This window comes from Sphingobium chungangianum, from assembly GCF_977014255.1.
In genome coordinates this window covers 2,592,758-2,609,023 of record NZ_CDRNIV010000006.1, presented here as the reverse complement: position 1 = coordinate 2,609,023, position 16,266 = coordinate 2,592,758, and the positions used below count along the sequence as shown (strand labels likewise).

General features: G+C 63.8%; 18 protein-coding genes and 1 tRNA gene. 9 read left to right on the top strand and 10 right to left on the bottom strand.

All coding sequences use genetic code 11. The annotated features are described in order from the left end of the window. The first annotated feature begins 126 nt into the window (after positions 1-126). On the top strand, positions 127-1,179 hold the full coding sequence (locus tag ACWNC0_RS19885; RefSeq protein WP_449474139.1) for a DUF1176 domain-containing protein: 1,053 nt from the start codon (positions 127-129) through the stop codon (positions 1,177-1,179). A 26-nt stretch (positions 1,180-1,205) separates the two neighbouring features. Here ACWNC0_RS19885 and ACWNC0_RS19880 read toward each other — a convergent pair whose 3' ends face one another. From ACWNC0_RS19880 to gluQRS, 3 genes are read right to left on the bottom strand one after another with little or no spacing between them, the layout of a single operon-like run. Next, entirely contained in the window at positions 1,206-1,775 is a 570-nt protein-coding gene (locus tag ACWNC0_RS19880; RefSeq protein WP_449474138.1) for a cob(I)yrinic acid a,c-diamide adenosyltransferase, read from the bottom strand. 7 nt (positions 1,776-1,782) lie between these two features. Next, positions 1,783-2,016, bottom strand: a complete 234-nt coding sequence (locus ACWNC0_RS19875) for a twin transmembrane helix small protein (RefSeq protein ID WP_449474136.1) — start codon at positions 2,014-2,016, stop codon at positions 1,783-1,785. 9 nt (positions 2,017-2,025) lie between these two features. Further along, positions 2,026-2,934, bottom strand: a complete 909-nt coding sequence (gluQRS, locus tag ACWNC0_RS19870) for a tRNA glutamyl-Q(34) synthetase GluQRS (RefSeq protein ID WP_449474134.1) — start codon at positions 2,932-2,934, stop codon at positions 2,026-2,028. A gap of 96 nt (positions 2,935-3,030) precedes the next feature. On the opposite strand from gluQRS, the gene ACWNC0_RS19865 reads away from it, so the two are divergent. Then, the gene (locus tag ACWNC0_RS19865) at positions 3,031-3,597 is read left to right on the top strand and encodes an HNH endonuclease (RefSeq protein WP_449474132.1); all 567 of its coding nucleotides are present in this window, start codon (positions 3,031-3,033) and stop codon (positions 3,595-3,597) included. A 15-nt stretch (positions 3,598-3,612) separates the two neighbouring features. Here the strand turns inward: ACWNC0_RS19865 and ACWNC0_RS19860 are convergent, their stop codons facing one another. Beyond that, entirely contained in the window at positions 3,613-4,347 is a 735-nt protein-coding gene (locus ACWNC0_RS19860; protein ID WP_449474130.1) for a Crp/Fnr family transcriptional regulator, read from the bottom strand. Positions 4,348-4,559: 212 nt separating this feature from the next. Between ACWNC0_RS19860 and murA the strand changes: the two genes are divergently transcribed. Together murA and ACWNC0_RS19850 are read left to right on the top strand one after the other, a co-directional pair. Continuing rightward, on the top strand, positions 4,560-5,843 hold the full coding sequence (gene murA, locus ACWNC0_RS19855; protein WP_449474129.1) for a UDP-N-acetylglucosamine 1-carboxyvinyltransferase: 1,284 nt from the start codon (positions 4,560-4,562) through the stop codon (positions 5,841-5,843). After that, entirely contained in the window at positions 5,836-7,359 is a 1,524-nt protein-coding gene (locus ACWNC0_RS19850) for a PAS domain-containing protein (protein ID WP_449474127.1), read from the top strand. The genes murA and ACWNC0_RS19850 overlap by 8 nt, the downstream gene beginning before the upstream one ends. Here ACWNC0_RS19850 and ACWNC0_RS19845 read toward each other — a convergent pair. The 3 genes from ACWNC0_RS19845 to ACWNC0_RS19835 all read right to left on the bottom strand — a co-directional run bounded on the left by ACWNC0_RS19845 (position 7,304) and on the right by ACWNC0_RS19835 (position 8,663). Then, positions 7,304-7,741, bottom strand: a complete 438-nt coding sequence (locus ACWNC0_RS19845; protein WP_449474125.1) for a response regulator — start codon at positions 7,739-7,741, stop codon at positions 7,304-7,306. The two genes, ACWNC0_RS19850 and ACWNC0_RS19845, sit on opposite strands and share 56 nt — an antisense overlap. A gap of 69 nt (positions 7,742-7,810) precedes the next feature. After that, positions 7,811-8,041 carry a DUF2188 domain-containing protein gene (locus tag ACWNC0_RS19840; RefSeq protein ID WP_449474123.1) on the bottom strand — a complete coding sequence of 77 codons (231 nt, stop codon included), beginning with the start codon at positions 8,039-8,041 and terminating at the stop codon, positions 7,811-7,813. 4 nt (positions 8,042-8,045) lie between these two features. After that, complete coding sequence (locus ACWNC0_RS19835; RefSeq protein ID WP_449474122.1) at positions 8,046-8,663, bottom strand: DNA-3-methyladenine glycosylase family protein; 618 nt, start codon at positions 8,661-8,663, stop codon at positions 8,046-8,048. Positions 8,664-8,741: 78 nt separating this feature from the next. Between ACWNC0_RS19835 and ACWNC0_RS19830 the strand changes: the two genes are divergently transcribed. Beyond that, the gene (locus ACWNC0_RS19830; protein WP_449474120.1) at positions 8,742-9,059 is read left to right on the top strand and encodes a 2Fe-2S iron-sulfur cluster-binding protein; all 318 of its coding nucleotides are present in this window, start codon (positions 8,742-8,744) and stop codon (positions 9,057-9,059) included. A gap of 21 nt (positions 9,060-9,080) precedes the next feature. On the opposite strand, the gene ACWNC0_RS19825 is transcribed toward ACWNC0_RS19830, so the two are convergent. Both ACWNC0_RS19825 and ACWNC0_RS19820 read right to left on the bottom strand, forming a co-directional pair. Beyond that, the gene (locus ACWNC0_RS19825) at positions 9,081-9,815 is read right to left on the bottom strand and encodes a hypothetical protein (protein ID WP_449474119.1); all 735 of its coding nucleotides are present in this window, start codon (positions 9,813-9,815) and stop codon (positions 9,081-9,083) included. 51 nt (positions 9,816-9,866) lie between these two features. Then, the gene (locus tag ACWNC0_RS19820; protein WP_449474118.1) at positions 9,867-10,607 is read right to left on the bottom strand and encodes a TrmH family RNA methyltransferase; all 741 of its coding nucleotides are present in this window, start codon (positions 10,605-10,607) and stop codon (positions 9,867-9,869) included. Between the two features lie 107 nt (positions 10,608-10,714). Between ACWNC0_RS19820 and ACWNC0_RS19815 the strand changes: the two genes are divergently transcribed. From ACWNC0_RS19815 to ACWNC0_RS19800, 4 genes are all read left to right on the top strand, one after another. Continuing rightward, positions 10,715-10,801, top strand: a tRNA-Tyr gene (locus tag ACWNC0_RS19815). Positions 10,802-10,883: 82 nt separating this feature from the next. Then, entirely contained in the window at positions 10,884-11,204 is a 321-nt protein-coding gene (locus ACWNC0_RS19810) for a DMT family transporter (protein ID WP_449474116.1), read from the top strand. Positions 11,205-11,274: 70 nt separating this feature from the next. Continuing rightward, positions 11,275-13,539, top strand: coding sequence for a glycoside hydrolase family 3 N-terminal domain-containing protein (locus ACWNC0_RS19805; RefSeq protein ID WP_449474114.1), 2,265 nt, complete (start codon positions 11,275-11,277; stop codon positions 13,537-13,539). A gap of 191 nt (positions 13,540-13,730) precedes the next feature. Next, a complete protein-coding gene (locus ACWNC0_RS19800) occupies positions 13,731-15,596 on the top strand; it encodes an ABC-F family ATP-binding cassette domain-containing protein (protein WP_449474112.1) in 1,866 nt (621 codons plus the stop codon). 6 nt (positions 15,597-15,602) lie between these two features. On the opposite strand, the gene ACWNC0_RS19795 is transcribed toward ACWNC0_RS19800, so the two are convergent. Further along, positions 15,603-16,049, bottom strand: a complete 447-nt coding sequence (locus ACWNC0_RS19795; RefSeq protein ID WP_449474110.1) for a nuclear transport factor 2 family protein — start codon at positions 16,047-16,049, stop codon at positions 15,603-15,605. Positions 16,050-16,266: the final 217 nt, after the last annotated feature.

The window sequence follows — 16,266 nt, the reverse complement described above, 5'->3', positions numbered from 1 at the left end:
GTGTCGAAGGGCACCGGCCTTTTTCATTATTGGGTTGGGCCTGACACTGGCGGTTGGCCAAAGGCCGCCCTGACGGCGCGAAGGAAGCTACTACCGTCCGCCTATGAATTAAGTTATACTTAATCCATGGGGGACAAACGCTTAACCGCGCTGGCAGCGATGCTGTGCGCGTTCATCGCATCGGCGCCGCTTTCGGCTCAGACGCCTCGGCCCGGCACTTTGGAAACTTACAAGGACTGGACCATCGGTTGCGACAATCGCAGCCGGTGCGAAGCCGTGTCCCTGTTGCCGGAAGGAGCAGACTGGCCCGATAAGCCGGTCATGCTGAGCATTCAGCGGGATGCCGGTGGCGCGTCCGAGCCGGAAATCTCGATAAGCCGCGACGCAAAGGGACAGGAAGACGTCAGTTTCCTGGTCGACGGCCGGAAAATCGCGACGACGGTCAGCAGGGATGGGGAAGCCCGGTTGCAAGGACCGCAGGCGTCGGCGCTCGCCATCGCCATGGCACGAGGGTCGAAGCTGGAGCTGCGGTCGGCTGGCACGCTGATCGCGCGTCCCTCACTGGCCGGTGCTGCCGCCGCCATGCGCTATATGGACGCAAGGCAGGGGCGCGCGGGCACGATGGCGGCGCTGGTCGCCACAGGTCCGCTGGCCGCCAGCGCCGTGCGTGCCGCGCCGCCGATGGTTACGATACGCCGGGCGCTTATCCCGGCAGGCGCCGCTCCGGTGACGCTGTGGCGTGAGGAACTGGCGGCGCTCGGCAAGTTCACCGCTTGTGCCGACGAGATGCGCGATGCATCCCCGCCGGAGCTTTACCGCCTTTCCCGAACCGAGACGCTGGTGCTGGTTCCCTGCGGCGCTGGTGCTTATAATTTTTCCGCTGTTCCGGTGATTGCGACCGGCATTCCGGGACGGCGCAGCTTCCGCTACGCGTCCTTCGACTATCAACCGGGGTGGAGCGAGAATGCGGCCAAGCCCATGCTGGTCAACGCATCCTGGACGCCCGAAAGCGCGTCGCTGGAAAGCTATGCCAAGGGCCGGGGCCTGGGCGATTGCGGCAGCAGCGAAAGCTATGTCTGGGACGGCGTCAGGTTCCGGCTGGTATCCGCAAGCGCCATGGGCGAGTGCCGTGGCGCGTGGCATTGGATCACCACCTGGTCGGCTAAGGTCGTGCAATAGGACTGCGGCGCCTTTGACCCGCCGCCTTAACGCGAGGCGCCGGGAACCCATTTGATGTCGTCCGCCCCATTGCCATTCAGGCGACGGGCAAGGACGAAGAGCAGGTCGGACAGCCGATTGAGATAGGCGAGGGCCTGAGGGTTGAGCGCAACTTCCGTGGCCGCTGCCGTAGCGCTGCGTTCGGCCCGGCGCGTGATGGCGCGGGCGAGATGGACGGCGGCGGCGGCGGGCGACCCGCCGGGCAGGATGAAGCTGTCCAGCGGTTGCAGATCGGCATTCATGGCGTCGATCTGATCTTCCAGCCGCTTGACCTGCGTGGCGATGATGCGCAGCGCCCAAGGCACGTCCTGACCATCCGGCACGGGCGTCGCCAGGTCAGCGCCCAGATCGAACAGATCATTCTGGACCGTCGTCAGCCATCCCGCTTCGGGCCGTTCGCCGATGGCGAGGATGGCAAGGCCGATCGCGCTGTTCGCTTCATCGACATCGCCGACCGCCTGCATGCGCGGCGCATGTTTGGGCAGGCGCGATCCATCCACAAGGCCGGTCGTGCCCGCGTCGCCAGTGCGGGTGTAGATCTTGTTCAGCTTCACCATCGGCGGATCAGCCGTTGCCCTTCATCAGCAGCAGGATCGCAACGATGATGACGGCCGCCGCCTGAAACAGGATACGGTTCATCATCATCTTGTTCTGCTTGAGGCTGGAAGGGCTGGGCGTGCCGTCCGGCGCGTTCAGTTGCTCCTTCGTCGTCTGAAGAAAGGCGATGATGCCCCGGATCAACGCAAAGAGCGTCGCGGCCATGGCAAGGATGAGGGCGATGACAAGAACGGTATTCATGGGTTGAATCTATGACTTCGCCAGTGAAATGCCAACCGGAAAGCGCGCCCCGCGCAGATCGGCGGCGAGGGCGGCGGGATCGACGCCTTGCGCGCGCAGGTCCGCAAGGGCGATCGAGCCATCACGCTTGGCAAGACGCTTGCCATCCGCGCCGACGAGCAGGGGATGGTGACAATAAACGGGTGTCGGCAGGTCGAGCAGCGCCTGAAGCAGCCGATGCACATGTGTGGCGGCAAACAGGTCTTCCCCGCGCAGCACATGGGTCACGCCCATCGCGGCATCATCGAGGGTGCAGGAAAGATGGTAGCTCGCAGGCGCATCCTTGCGGGCGAGGACCACGTCGCCTGCGCTCTGGGGCTTTGCTTCTATCATCTGTTCGCAGAGGGGCAGCGCGGAGGTGAGGAGAGGGGCAGACTTCCAGTGGAGTTCCCCTGCGGCCGCAACCGCCTTCGCCATATCCAATCGCCATGCATGGGGTTCGCCCGCCGCGATCCGCCGTTCGCGCTCGGACGGAGGCAATGCGCGACAGGTCCCGGGATAAACAGGCCCCTCTGGCCCGTGGGGCGCACTCGTGCTGGCCGCGATGTCGGCGCGGGTGCAAAAACAGGGGTAGAGAAGGTCCATCTGCCGCAATCTTTGCAGCGCGGCTTCATAATCATCGAGCCGGTGCGACTGGAAGACGATCTCGCCGTCCCACGCCACCCCCAACCAGTTGAGGTCCTCAACTATGCCCGCGACATGCTCGGGACGGCTGCGGGTGCCGTCGATATCCTCGATGCGGAGGTGAAACGAGCCGCCATTCGCGCGGGTAAAGTCCATCGCCATCAGGGCGGACCAGCCATGGCCGATATGCAGCCTGCCGGTAGGGCTGGGGGCGAAGCGGGTTACCACATGCTGTGGCGGGGAGGATTGGATCATACAGGCCCTTGACGGGTCGGGGTGGTTAATGCTGTCATGTTGCCGTCACGTTCCTGATCAATCAGAAACCTGGCAAATGGGGTTTCGAGGGTTCTTATGTACCATCCCGACCTGATACGACATCCGGAAAACTGTCCGGCGCTGGTCCTGAACGCGGACTATACGCCGTTAAGCTATTATCCGCTCAGCCTTTGGCCCTGGCAAACCGCTATCAAGGCGGTTTTTTTGGAACGGGTGGACATCGTCGCCAGCTATGAGCGGGAAGTGCACAGCCCCAGCTTGCAGATGAAGATCCCCTCGGTGATCGCGCTCAAACAATATGTGAAGCCGTCGGAACATCCGGCCTTCACTCGGTTCAACCTGTTCCTGCGTGACCGTTTCACCTGCCAATATTGCGGGTCGCCCAGTGATCTGACCTTCGACCATGTCGTCCCCCGCCGCGCGGGTGGGCGGACGACATGGGAGAATGTGGCCACGGCATGCTCCCCCTGCAATCTGCGGAAGGGCGGGCGCACGCCGAAGGAAGCGGGCATGCGACTGCACGTCACGCCGATCCGGCCGACAAGCTGGCAGTTGCAGGAACATGGCCGCGCCTTTCCGCCCAACTATCTGCATGAAAGCTGGCGCGACTGGCTGTACTGGGATGTCGAACTGCTGGCCTGACGCTCGCCCAGCCCGTCAGCTAAGGGCGGGAATCCAGTCCAGATCCATATCCTTGTGCCGATTGGTGTAATGGCCAATTTCTTCCAGCCTCGCCATGTTCAGCAGGGTGATGCGGCCGTTCGCCCGGCTGATCAGCCCTTCCTGTTCCATCTGCCGCACCATGCGGTTCACATGGACGGACGTCAGCCCGATGGCGTCGCCGATCTCCTCCTGCGTCAGCTTCAGATCGAAACTGTCGGTAACGCCGTCATCCGTGACGCGCAGCCGATCGAAAATGTCGAGCAGGAACGACGCCACGCGCGCCTTGGCCGATGTGCGGCCCAGCGAGGCGAGCCGATCGGTGAGGGCGACCTTTTCCGAACTGGACAGCAGGAATAGCAGCGCCGCGACCCTGGGATATTCCTCCAGCAACCGGCGCAAGGCGTGCTTGTCGAACGGGCAGACAATGGCGTCGGACAGCGCGACGAGCGATTCGGGCGCCTTGTTGTAGATCGTGCTGGCGGAACCGATGAAATCGCCAGGGAAATAGACGCGCAGAATCTGGCGGCTACCATCGGGCAGGATGACGAAGCTCATCACCCGCCCCTCGCGCAGCACGAACAATTCCGTCACGGTATCATTGACGCGCTGGATCATGGCCCCGCGCTTTACCTTGCGCGGATTTTCCTCCAGTCTGGTCAGCGCGTTCCTCTCCTCGTCGGACAAGGGCACGTGCTTTGCGAGCCTGTCCGCGAAACAACCTGTCGCCACCCACAGCACCTTTAATCAAGTTTGTCGTTACGGTGGCAAAACGCCCCTTTCGCCTTTTGGCTGCATTTGCGGGCCGCGCACTAAACTCGATCAATTTCAGTGACCCGAAAGTGTAAATGTTTCGCGAGCGTATCCCGGGAAGCACGGTAGCGTTAACCGCAATGATCGCTCGTGCCTTGCGCCTGACGCATTTAGCGTTAAGAACCCAGTCGATGGACCGCATTCAAATACGCGGCGGCAAAAAGCTCAGCGGCCGCCTTCCCATCTCCGGCGCCAAGAACGCCGCGCTGACCCTGCTGCCTTGCGCGCTGCTCACGGATGAGCCGGTCACGTTGCGCAACCTGCCGCGCCTGGCCGACGTCGACAGCTTTGGTCACCTGCTGAACCAGCTAGGCGTATCGACCATGATCGAAGGCGCGCGGCCGGAGGATTTCGGCCGTGTCATGACGCTGCGCGCGGGCCGGGTCACTTCGACCGAGGCGCCCTATGACATCGTGCGCAAGATGCGGGCGTCGATCCTGGTGCTCGGCCCCTTGCTCGCGCGCGCAGGGGAAGCGCGGGTTTCGCTGCCCGGCGGCTGCGCCATCGGCAACCGGCCGATCGACCTGCACCTGAAGGCGCTGGAGGCGTTTGGCGCGGTGATTGAGATCAACGCGGGCTATGTGCGCGCCTCTGCTCCCGATGGCGGGCTGCCCGGCGGCATCTACACATTCCCCGTGGTGTCCGTGGGCGCGACGGAAAATGCCCTGATGGCCGCCGTTCTCGCAAAGGGCACCTGCATTCTGGAAAATGCTGCGCGTGAGCCGGAGATTGTCGATCTGTGCAAATTGCTCATCGCGATGGGCGCGGATATCGAAGGCGTTGGCACCGACAAGCTGATCATCCACGGCCGGGACCGTCTGCATGGCGCAACCTACAGCGTCATGCCTGACCGGATCGAAGCAGGCAGCTACGCATGTGCGGCGGCGATCACCGGCGGCTCGCTCGAACTGGCGGGCGCCTGCGCCGATGACATGCATGCAATCTTGGCCGCCCTTCGCGAAGCGGGTGTTCAGGTCGATGAGCTGAAGGACGGGATCAGGGTAACGGCGGATGGCAAGCTGAAGCCGCTGACATTGTCCACCGCGCCTTTCCCGGCATTCCCGACGGACATGCAGGCGCAGTTCATGGCCATGCTGACGAAGGCCGATGGCGCATCCGTGCTGACCGAAACCATCTTCGAAAACCGCTACATGCACGTGCCCGAATTGGCGCGCATGGGGGCGGACATTGGGGTCAATGGCCGCACCGCCGTTGTGCGGGGCGTCGACCGTCTGGTGGGTGCACCCGTGATGGCGACCGACCTGCGCGCGTCGATGAGCCTTATCCTCGCCGGGCTTGCGGCCGAAGGGGAGACGCAGGTCAACCGCGTCTACCATCTTGACCGGGGCTATGAGCGGCTGGAGGAAAAACTGTCGGCCGTGGGCGCGGATATCGAACGGGTCAGCGATGGCTGACGGCAGGGGGCTGGAGACGGATCGCGCGGCCGTACTGGCGCGCTATGATCTGGATGCCGGCGGTTTTCGCACGCTGGACCAGATAACCGAATTCGCCTCCGCGCTTTGCGAAGCGCCGATCGCTCTGGTCAGCATTGTCGAGGACGAACGCCAGCGCTTCCTGGCTCGCACCGGGCTGGATGCGGAAGAAACGCCGCGCGATCTCTCCTTTTGCGCGCATGCCATGCAGGATGGCGCGATCTTCGTCGTGCGGGACGCCAGCGCCGATCCGCGCTTTGCCACAAATGCCCTGGTGACCGGCCCGCCGCATATCCGTTTCTATGCCGGGGCGCCGTTGCTCAATGGCGAAGGCGTGCCGCTGGGCGCGCTTTGCATCATCGATGACAAGCCGCGCGACGACCTTACATCGCTTCAACGTCAGGGCCTTTCCCTGCTCGCGCGCCAGGTGATGATGGAATTGGAGGGCCGCCGTCGCGACCAGGATATCATTGCCCAGCAGGTCAAGGATGCCGAGGCGGTGGCGGAAAGCGACCGGCTGTTCCGCACATTGGCCGACACCATGCCGCAAATGGTCTGGTCCACGCTGCCCGATGGCTATCATGATTATTATAACGCGCGCTGGTACGAATATACCGGCGCGGCCGAACATTCGACGGATGGCGATGGCTGGAACGGCAACTTTCACCCGGACGACCGCGAACGCGCGTGGCAGTGCTGGCGCCATTCGCTGCAAACCGGCGACCCGTATGAGATAGAATATCGGCTGCTCCATCACAGCGGCGAATATCGCTGGACGCTAGGCCGCGCTCTGCCCATCCGCGACGATGAAGGCCGCATCACCCGGTGGATCGGCACCTGCACGGAAATTCACGAGCAGAAGCTCATGATGGAAGAGCGCGAGATCATCGCGCACGAACTGTCGCACCGGATCAAGAATATCTTTTCGGTGATCACGGGTCTGATTGGGCTATCGGCGCGTGAAGACCCGGCGATCCGCCCGGTGGCAGATGATCTGCGCGACCGGATCATGGCGCTGGGCCGCGCGCATGACTTCATTCGTCCGCACAGCGCTGAGGGTGACGAATATCTGCGGCAAGGTCGCCTGCGCGGCATATTGGAGCAAATCTTCGCGCCCTATACCGATGCGGGGGAAAGCCGCATCGTATTCTCCGGCGAAGATCCCGCGATCGATGACCGCTCGGCGACGCCGCTCGCGCTGCTTTTCCATGAGCTGGCGACCAATGCGGCCAAATATGGGGCGCTTTCCGCGCCTTCGGGGCGTGTCCATATCGATGTCCGGTACGAGGACGCGGACATCTGCATCGAATGGCGGGAAGAAGGCGGGCCACCAGTAAAGCCGTCGAGCCATGAAGGCTTCGGCAGCCGCCTCATGGCGCTAAGTGCCGAGCGGCAATTGGGCGGACGAATGCAACGTGACTGGCGGCCTGAAGGACTGGTGATCAGCCTGTGGATTCCATCCCGTTCCATGAGCCGGGCTTTGACTGAAATGGCGTGAAGCCGTGAATATCGGCTGTCTCCAAGTCCCTTTGTTCACACGCTGCGAGGCGAAGCGTCTGGGCGATGCTGTGCGGTCGGAAGGGCTTGGTTATGACGCCTAGCGCGGCTTCGGCCGCGACGCCGATCTGCGCGGGATTGGCGGTCACATAAATCACCCGAACGCCATATCGGGCGGCAAGCTCCATGCCGATGCCCGGCCCTGTCGGCCCGTCACGCAGGTTCAAATCCACCAAAGCGATGTCGCAATCATTAGCGGCCATAAGGGCGCTTTCACGGTCGGCGGCAATGGCGCTGACCGCGAAACCCGCGTCCTCCACGATCTGCTCGATCTCCAGTGCGACGAAAATTTCGTCTTCGACGATTAGAACCTTCTTATTCATGCCTCTGCCCGCGAAACTGGAGCCGATAATGTCCAGCCCGCCATCTGGTTCCGCAACAATCGAAAAAAGTCAGGAAGACGCAGCGTCTTCCTGGTTCGTCCAGAGCGTATCGAACTTGGTTCCCTGCATCAGCAGGACGCTCGCCGGGTAGCCACCATCTCCGGCCTTGCGCGCCGTCTCGGTCGCGTTTTCGACTGCGGCTTCGCGGGTGGCGAAGGGGCCATAGTATCGGTTGTCCAGATTGATCTTCCAGACGCCTTCATGTTCCAGGACGATGTAGCGGGCATGGGGCAGGGTCATGGCTTTAGAGTACCTCCGTATTATAATGATGCCAGGCCATGATCGCGGCAGCACCCCTGTGGGGTCGCCACCGTTCGGCAAGCGCCCGCGTCTCGCGCTCGCTGGGCCGTTCGGGAAGCCCAAGGATGCGGCCCACCTCGATCTGGACGGCCAGGTCGCCCGCAGGCCAGACGTCGGGCCGCCCTTCGGCGAACAGCAGGTAGATTTCGGCTGACCAGCGGCCAATGCCCTTGATCTGCGTGAGAAGGGTGATCGCCTCCTCGTCATCCTGGGGCAGGGCGTGAAGGTCGACCTGCCCGCTGGTGACCAGTTCGGCGAGGCTACGCGCATAACCCTGCTTCTGACGGGACAGGCCGCAGGCGCGCAACGCATCGAAATCGCGGGAGAGCAACTGGCCGGGCGCGCATCCCTCGCCCAGTTCCGCCTCCAGCTTGCGCCAGACGGCGGCTGCCGACGCGACGCTCACCTGCTGACCGACGATGGTGCGGAGCAGTGTCTCGTATCCAGGCTCCCGCACGCGCGGCAGGGGATAGCCGACCCGCGCCAATGCGGCGGCAAAACCGGGTTCAAGGATGGCGATCGCGTCCAGGCTTTCGCGCAGCTGTTCCGGGGTGGTGACCATGCTCTGCTTGTTTCCGGCTCTTGATTTATCGGCGCCCCCGCCTATGAGCGGCGGTGGAAAATTTTGGGATCGAGGTACATGCCTAAACTGATAGTGGTCAACCGTGCGGGTGAAGAGCAGGCTGTCGAGGGCGACAGCGGCCTGTCCGTGATGGAAGTCATCCGTGACAACGGCTTTGACGAGCTTCTGGCGCTGTGCGGCGGTTGCTGCTCCTGCGCTACCTGCCATGTCTATGTCGATCCCGCCTTCGCCGAAAAGCTGCCTGCGCTGAGCGAAGACGAAAACGACCTGCTTGACAGCTCCGATCATCGCAATGAGAGCAGCCGCCTGTCGTGCCAGCTGGTGATGAACGACGATCTGGACGGCCTGCGCGTCACCATCGCGCCGGAAGACTGATCCTCCCGATTGGGGCGCCCGTTACCGGCTGACGCGCAGCGTCGCCATGGGCGCCTCGCTCGTCAGCGGGGTGATCCGCCAGACGATCCGCTTGCCCTCCGCGGTGCTTTGCGCGCCCTCCTCCTGATTCTGACTGACGATTTCCGCGTTGGTAGTCAGCGTGAAGTGGCCGTCGAGCGCCTTTGACGCGTCCTCTCCCGGCCCGCTTTGCCCCATCGGCTCACGGCTCTTGTCGAACCCGTTGGAATAGCCCGGCGCCTTCACCCGCACCCGGTCGTCGCCGCGCAGCTCGATCGCGACGAACGGCAGGACGATTTCCGCGTCGCTGTTGAAGGGGAAGAGGAAGCTGTGGGTCAGCCGTCCGCTGATCGCATAGTCGATCTCAAACCGATGGTTGCCCATATAACGGGCCGAGCGAAATCCCTTCTCCTTGGAAAGCGCGGCAGCCATTGCCTGCATTTGCGCCTCGTCACCGGCAGCGCTGCCACCGCCAAATCCTTCTTCATGGCCCTTCTGCATCGCGGTTTTGTGAAGGGCGCTGTCCTTCTTTTCGGGGGAACCATCGCCGACAGGGTCATTGCCGGGAGCGCCGAGCCCCTTCATGTCGGACGAGATTATCTCGCCCTTATAGGTGAAGCTGAACTGCCGATCCGCCCGGATATCGAGGGTCGATTCGAACTTGCCCGGCGTCACCAGGCAAGCGCCCAGCATCAGGTAGCAGGCCAATGCGCTGGCGGCGCGAAGAATAACAGCCATATCGTCCCCCGTTCCCCTGCGCCGATGGAAGGCGGCGCGCCTTGTGCCCCGTTACCGGCTCGCGGCGGCGTACAGGGCGATCGCAGCCGCGTTGGAGACGTTCAGGCTCTCCATCCGCGGGCTGATCGGCAGTTTAGCCAAAATATCGCAATGGGCCATGCTGTTGTGGCGAAGGCCTTCACCCTCCGCGCCCAGCACCAGCGCAACACGCGATTCGCCGATTGCCTCGCCCAATATCGTATCCGCCTCACCATCCAGGCCAATGCGCCAATATCCCGCCTCCGCAATCTCATCGAGCGCGCGGGCAAGGTTCACCACGCGCACCCATGGCACGATTTCCAGCGCGCCGGACGCGGACCTGGCGAGCACGCCCGATTCAGGCGGCGCATGCCTGTCCTGCGTCACGATGCACAGCGCGTCGAATGCCGCCGCCGACCGAAGGATCGCGCCCACATTATGCGGATCGGTCACCTGGTCGAGCACCAGCACGGGTCGCCGGTCGTCCTGCCCCGCTTCCAGCGCCTCGCCAAGCCATACGTCATCCAGCGGCTCAACCTCCGCGACGATCCCCTGATGGGGAGCATCGGACGGCACCATGCGGCCAAGGTCCGCCACATCGGCATAGACGATGGGCAGCACTGGCGGCAGGTCCAGCGCATTGAGCGCGTCGCGCGTGCCCCATATTTTCCGGACCACCCGGTTCGGATTGGCGAGAGCCGCGATGACGGCATGCCGCCCGTAGAAGCGGGGGAAGTTGCCCTTGGGCTTTGCGCTGCGATGTCCTTTTTTCATGGAAGCGCTCTTTTCACATACCACCATTGACAGGCAAGCCTCCATTCGCCATTGAGCGCGCCTCCAGCGCGGTAAAAGGCAGTTTTTGCTTGCCGCGTCAGGGCACTGGACAGGTGGCCGAGTGGTTAAAGGCAGCAGACTGTAAATCTGCCCGGGTTTCCCGTACGCTGGTTCGAATCCAGCCCTGTCCACCAGCCTTTGCGGGCGCGCCGCCTCTTTCGGGTTTCCGGCCTGCGCGCTTTCCATCCGAGCCCGCCTGAAAAAGGACCGCTCGTCATGGCGTGGCTCGTGCTTGGCATTGCTATATTCACTGAAATCTGTTGGGCGCTCAGCCTCAAATGGGCGGCGACCATCGGCAGCTGGCAGGCTTCGTCCGTGCCTATCGCCTTGAGCTTCCTCAACATGGGCCTGCTTGCCCTCGCGATGAAGGGTATTCCGGCCGGAACCGCCTATGCGATCTGGACCGGCCTTGGCGCTGTTGGCGTCATCATTGGCGGCATGATCCTGTTCGGCGACCGCGTTGCTCCCGTGCAGGCCGGTTTCATGGCGCTGATCGTCATCGGCGTCGTCGGCACGAAGCTGTTCGCGCCCGCCTGACCGCGCGGCGGCAACATATGGCGGAGCGGGGCGTTGGCCCGGCAGGGTTCATCCGTTACGCTGTCGTCCAATGACCATCGACCGTCGCGCCTTCCTGGCTGCCGCAATGTCCGGCTCCTTCGCTTTCCCCTTTGCGCGCCGCGCGTTCGCCGCGTCCGAAGTGGAGCGCGTCGATGCGCTGATCGCCCGCATGACGATCGAGGAAAAGGCGGGGCAGATGACCTGCCTCACCGACAGCTTCCGTCCCTATAATCCGCCCAATCCGCAAGTCGGCATTCAGGATGAAAAGCGGCTTGCCGAAGAGGTGCGCAAGGGCCGGGTAGGTTGCCTGTTCAACGGCATCGGCGTGGCAGGCGCCCGCCGCGCGCAGGAGATCGCCGTCAAGGAAAGCCGCCTTGGCATCCCTTTGCTGCTGGCGGGCGACGTGATCCATGGGCTGAAGACCATTTTCCCCGTGCCGCTGGCCGAAGCCGCGAGCTTCGATCCCGCGCTCGCCGAACGCACGGCCCGCGCCATGGCGCAGGAGGCAAGCGCGGCCGGGCTGCATCTGACCTTCGCGCCGATGGTCGATGTCGCGCGCGACCAGCGCTGGGGCCGGGTGGTCGAAGGGGCGGGGGAGGATGTCTATCTCGGCAGGCTGTTCGCCGCCGCCCGCGTCAGGGGGTTCCAGGGGCGCGATCTGCGGCGAGACGATTCGCTCCTTGCCTGCCCCAAGCATTTCGCCGCCTATGGCGCGGTCGCGGCGGGCCTTGAATATGGCAGCGTCGATATTTCCGACGAAACATTGCGAGAAACGCACCTGCCGCCCTTCGGCTCTGCCTTCGCAGCAGGCGCGCTCACCACCATGGCGGCGTTCAGCGAGATCAACGGCGTCCCCGCCACAGCCGACCGCGAACTGCTGACCGACCTGCTGCGCGGCGAGATGAAGTTCCGCGGCTTCGTCTTCTCCGACTATACGGCGGACGAGGAGCTGATCGCCCATGGCTTTGCGGAGGATGAGCGGGATGCCACCCGCCTTGCCGTGCTGGCGGGCGTCGACATGTCGATGCAGAGCGGCCTCTATATCCGCCACCTGCCCGATCTGGTGAAGAGCGGCGCGGTGCCGATGGGGACGATCGATGTCGCCGTGCGCCGCATCCTCTATGTGAAGATGGCGATTGGTCTGTTCGACAATCCCTATCGCTCCATCAGCGAAGAGGCCGAACACACCCGCATCGCCACGCCCGCGCACCGGGCTTTGGCGCGGGAAGCGGCGGGCCGTTCCATCGTGCTGCTCCAGAATAGCGGCGTCCTGCCGATCGATCCTGCCAAGCGCCAGAAGATCGCGCTGATCGGCCCGTTCGGTGAGGATCGCGCCAATATCTACGGCCCCTGGGCATTTTATGGGGACAAGGGGAAGGGCGTGGACATTGCCGCCGGTCTGCGCGCCGCCATGCCCGATCCCGCCCAGCTGAGCATAGCCAAGGGCTGCGACATCATGACGCCGATCGACGGCGGAATCGCGCAAGCGGTCGAGGCGGCGAAGGCAGCCGACATCATCCTGCTCGCCCTCGGCGAATCGCAGGACATGTCGGGGGAGGCGCAGTCGCGCACCGTGATCGAATTGCCGCCGCCCCAGCAGATGCTGGCCGACGCGGTGGCGGCCACCGGCAAGCCCGTCATCGTGCTGCTGCGTCACGGCCGCGCTCTTGCGCTGCATGGAGCCGTCGCGAGCGCGCAGGCTGTCCTCGCCACCTGGTTTCTGGGATCGGAGGCTGGCCATGCCATCGCCGACATCCTGTTCGGCCGGGTCGATCCTTCCGCCAAGCTGCCGGTCAGCTTCCCCTGGGAATCGGGTCAGGAACCCTTCTTCTACGACCGTAAGTCCACCGGCCGCCCGGTGATCGACAACCGCACCGAATATCGCGCGCGCTACATGACCACGGACAATAGCGCCCGCTATCCCTTCGGTCATGGCCTCAGCTACACGTCATTCGCGCTCGACAATCTGAAGCTGTCCGACACCGCCTTGCGCTGGGACCGCGCGATCGAAGTGACGGCCCGGTTGACCAACAAGGGGGACCGGCGCGGCAGCGAAGTGGTGCAGCTTTATATCCGCGATCGCGTGGCCAGCCGCACCCGCCCCGTGCGCGAGCTAAAGCGAATCGAACGTGTCACGCTCGGGCCGGGAGAGAGCAAGACCGTGCGCTTCTCCCTGTCGCGCACCGACCTGCAATTTGTGGGGCAGGGCAATCGGATCATCGCTGAACCTGGCCTGTTCGACCTGTGGCTTGGTCAATCGTCGGACGGCGGTCTGCACGCCCAGTTCACGCTTTATGCGGAAGAACAGCGATAGAAGATTAGGGCTTCGTCCCGTTACCGTTCGCCCTGAGCCTGTCGAAGGGCTCTACTTCTTTTAAGAAGAGGGCTTCGACAAGCTCAGCCCGAACGGGGTTGTGCAATCCAGATAACTGGCACGATGTCTCTGCCCATCCGATTGCGTCTGCACCGCTGACAAGTCGCGCAACAACTGCTAGGGGCGCGGCCATGCTGAATATCAGGGATATCACCGTGCGGCTGGGTGGCCGTACCATCATCGACCGCGCCAGTGCCGCGCTGCCGCCGCGCAGCCGCGTGGGTTTGATCGGTCGCAACGGCGCGGGCAAGTCCACGCTGATGAAGGTCATGATCGGCCAGCTCGACCCCGACGATGGCGGTTGCGACATGCCGCGCGACACGCGCCTGGGCTATATCGCGCAGGAAGCGCCCACTGGCACGGCGACGCCCTTCGAAACCGTGCTGGCCGCCGACAAGGAACGCGCCGCCCTGATGGCGGAGAGCGAAGCGACCCATGATCCCGATCGTCTCGGCCATATTTACGAGCGGCTGATGGCGATCGACGCCTATACCGCCCCTGCTCGTGCCGCCCGCATTCTGGTAGGCCTTGGCTTTGACGAAGAAATGCAGGGGCGACCGCTCGACAGCTATTCGGGCGGCTGGAAAATGCGTGTCGCGCTCGCCGCGCTGCTCTTTTCCGAGCCTGACCTGCTGCTGCTCGACGAACCCAGCAACCACCTCGATCTCGAAGCGACGATGTGGCTGGAAAGCTTCCTCAAAAATTATCGCGGCACCGTGGTGGTCATCAGCCATGAACGCGACCTGCTCAACAATGTGGTCGATTATATCCTGCATCTGGAAGGCGGGAAGATCACCCTTTATCCCGGCGGCTACGACGCGTTCGAACGGCAGCGCGCCGAACGCCTCGCCCAGCAGGAGGCCGCACGCGTGAAGCAGCAGGCCGAGCGCGAGAAGTTGCAGGACTATGTCGCCCGCAACTCCGCCCGCGCCTCGACCGCCAAGCAGGCCCAGTCGCGCGCCAAGGCGCTGGCGAAGATGCAGCCCATCGCCGCCGCGATCGAGGACCCGTCGCTGTCCTTCGGTTTCCCCAGCCCGCCAGAACTGCGCCCGCCGCTCATCACCATGGACATGGCGGCGGTCGGCTATGGCGACACGCCGGTGCTGCGCCGCGTGAACCTGCGCATCGATCCCGATGACCGGCTGGCGCTGCTCGGCCGCAACGGCAACGGCAAGACCACGCTCGCCCGGCTAATCGCCGCGCAGCTGGCGCCGATGGAAGGGTCGATGAACAGCTCGGCCAAGATGAATGTCGGCTATTTCACCCAATATCAGGTGGAGGAGCTCGACATTGCCGACACGCCGCTCCAGCATATGACGCGCGTCATGAAGGGCGCGACGCCGGGCGCCGTCCGCGCGCAGCTTGGCCGCTTCGGCTTTTCCGGCGAGCGCGCAACGCAGCAGGTCGGCTCCATGTCCGGTGGCGAGCGTGCCCGACTGGCGCTGGCGCTGATCACCCGCGATGCGCCGCACCTCCTGATCCTTGACGAACCGACCAACCATCTGGACGTCGACAGCCGCGAAGCGTTGGTGCAGGCGCTCAATGAATACTCGGGCGCGGTCGTCATCGTCAGCCACGATCGCCATATGATCGAGCTGGTGGCCGATCGCCTCGTCCTGGTGGATGGCGGCACGGCCCAGCCGTTTGACGGCAGCCTCGAAGACTATACCGACATCATCTTGCGTAAGGCCGACAGCGGCGGCAGCGGAGGCGACGCGCCCAAGGACCGCAAGGTGGAGAAGCGTAATGCAGCCGAATGGCGCGAAAAGCAGAAGAGCCTGAAATCGGCAATCAGCAAGGCGGAAAAGGAGATGGCGACGCTCTCGGCCGAACGCAGCCGCATCGACCAGGCGCTGTTCGACCCGAAGGCAGCGACGGGCGCCGAAGCGAAAATGACCACGACCGACCTCATGGTCCGCCGCGCCTCGGTCGAAAAGAAGCTGGGTACGATCGAGGAAAGCTGGATCGAAGCCAGCGCGGCGCTGGAGGAGCTGTAACGGCCGTCAGCCCGCGTCGATACGCAGGCGTGTCAGGCGGATCTCGCTGATGCGCCAGCCGTCGGCGAACCGCACATAGCGTTCGTGATAATGGCCATAGCCGTGCATCCAGCGGAAGGGCAGGGGCGAGCCTTCCTGAACCCACAGCTTGTCCTCCATCGCCCAGATGCCGCTGGCTTGGCTGTCCGTTTCGATGTGAATCTCGGGCATATGGCCGTGATGAACGGTTGTGACCTGCTCCAGCATCGGCGTCAGGCGTGCCATATAAGGCGCGGCGCCGTGGATCAGCATGCTCTCGTCCCGTTCCCCGGCGGCATCGCGGAAATCTGCGACCAGGTCGGGCGCAAAGACCGCCTCCAGCGCGGCCCAATCCTTATTGTCCATGGACCGGAAGTAGCGCGCTTTCAGGGCATATATCGCCAAAGTCGCAGCGATCTTGTCGGTTTCAGTCAAGCTTTCCTCTCCCATTTGCCCACGACTTCCTGGCCGTCTGCAAGGACCCTAACGCAGGGGATGCCGCGTTCCAAGCGAGCCTTTTTGCGGCCGCGCTAACAGCGGCTCGCGGCTGTGGCTCCGCGTGAACCAACGCGGTCGGGGATGCCAAAACAACTGGAGCGCGCCGCTATGTGCAGGCGCGCTCCAGCTTCAAGATTGAGGAAGGCGCGGAGCA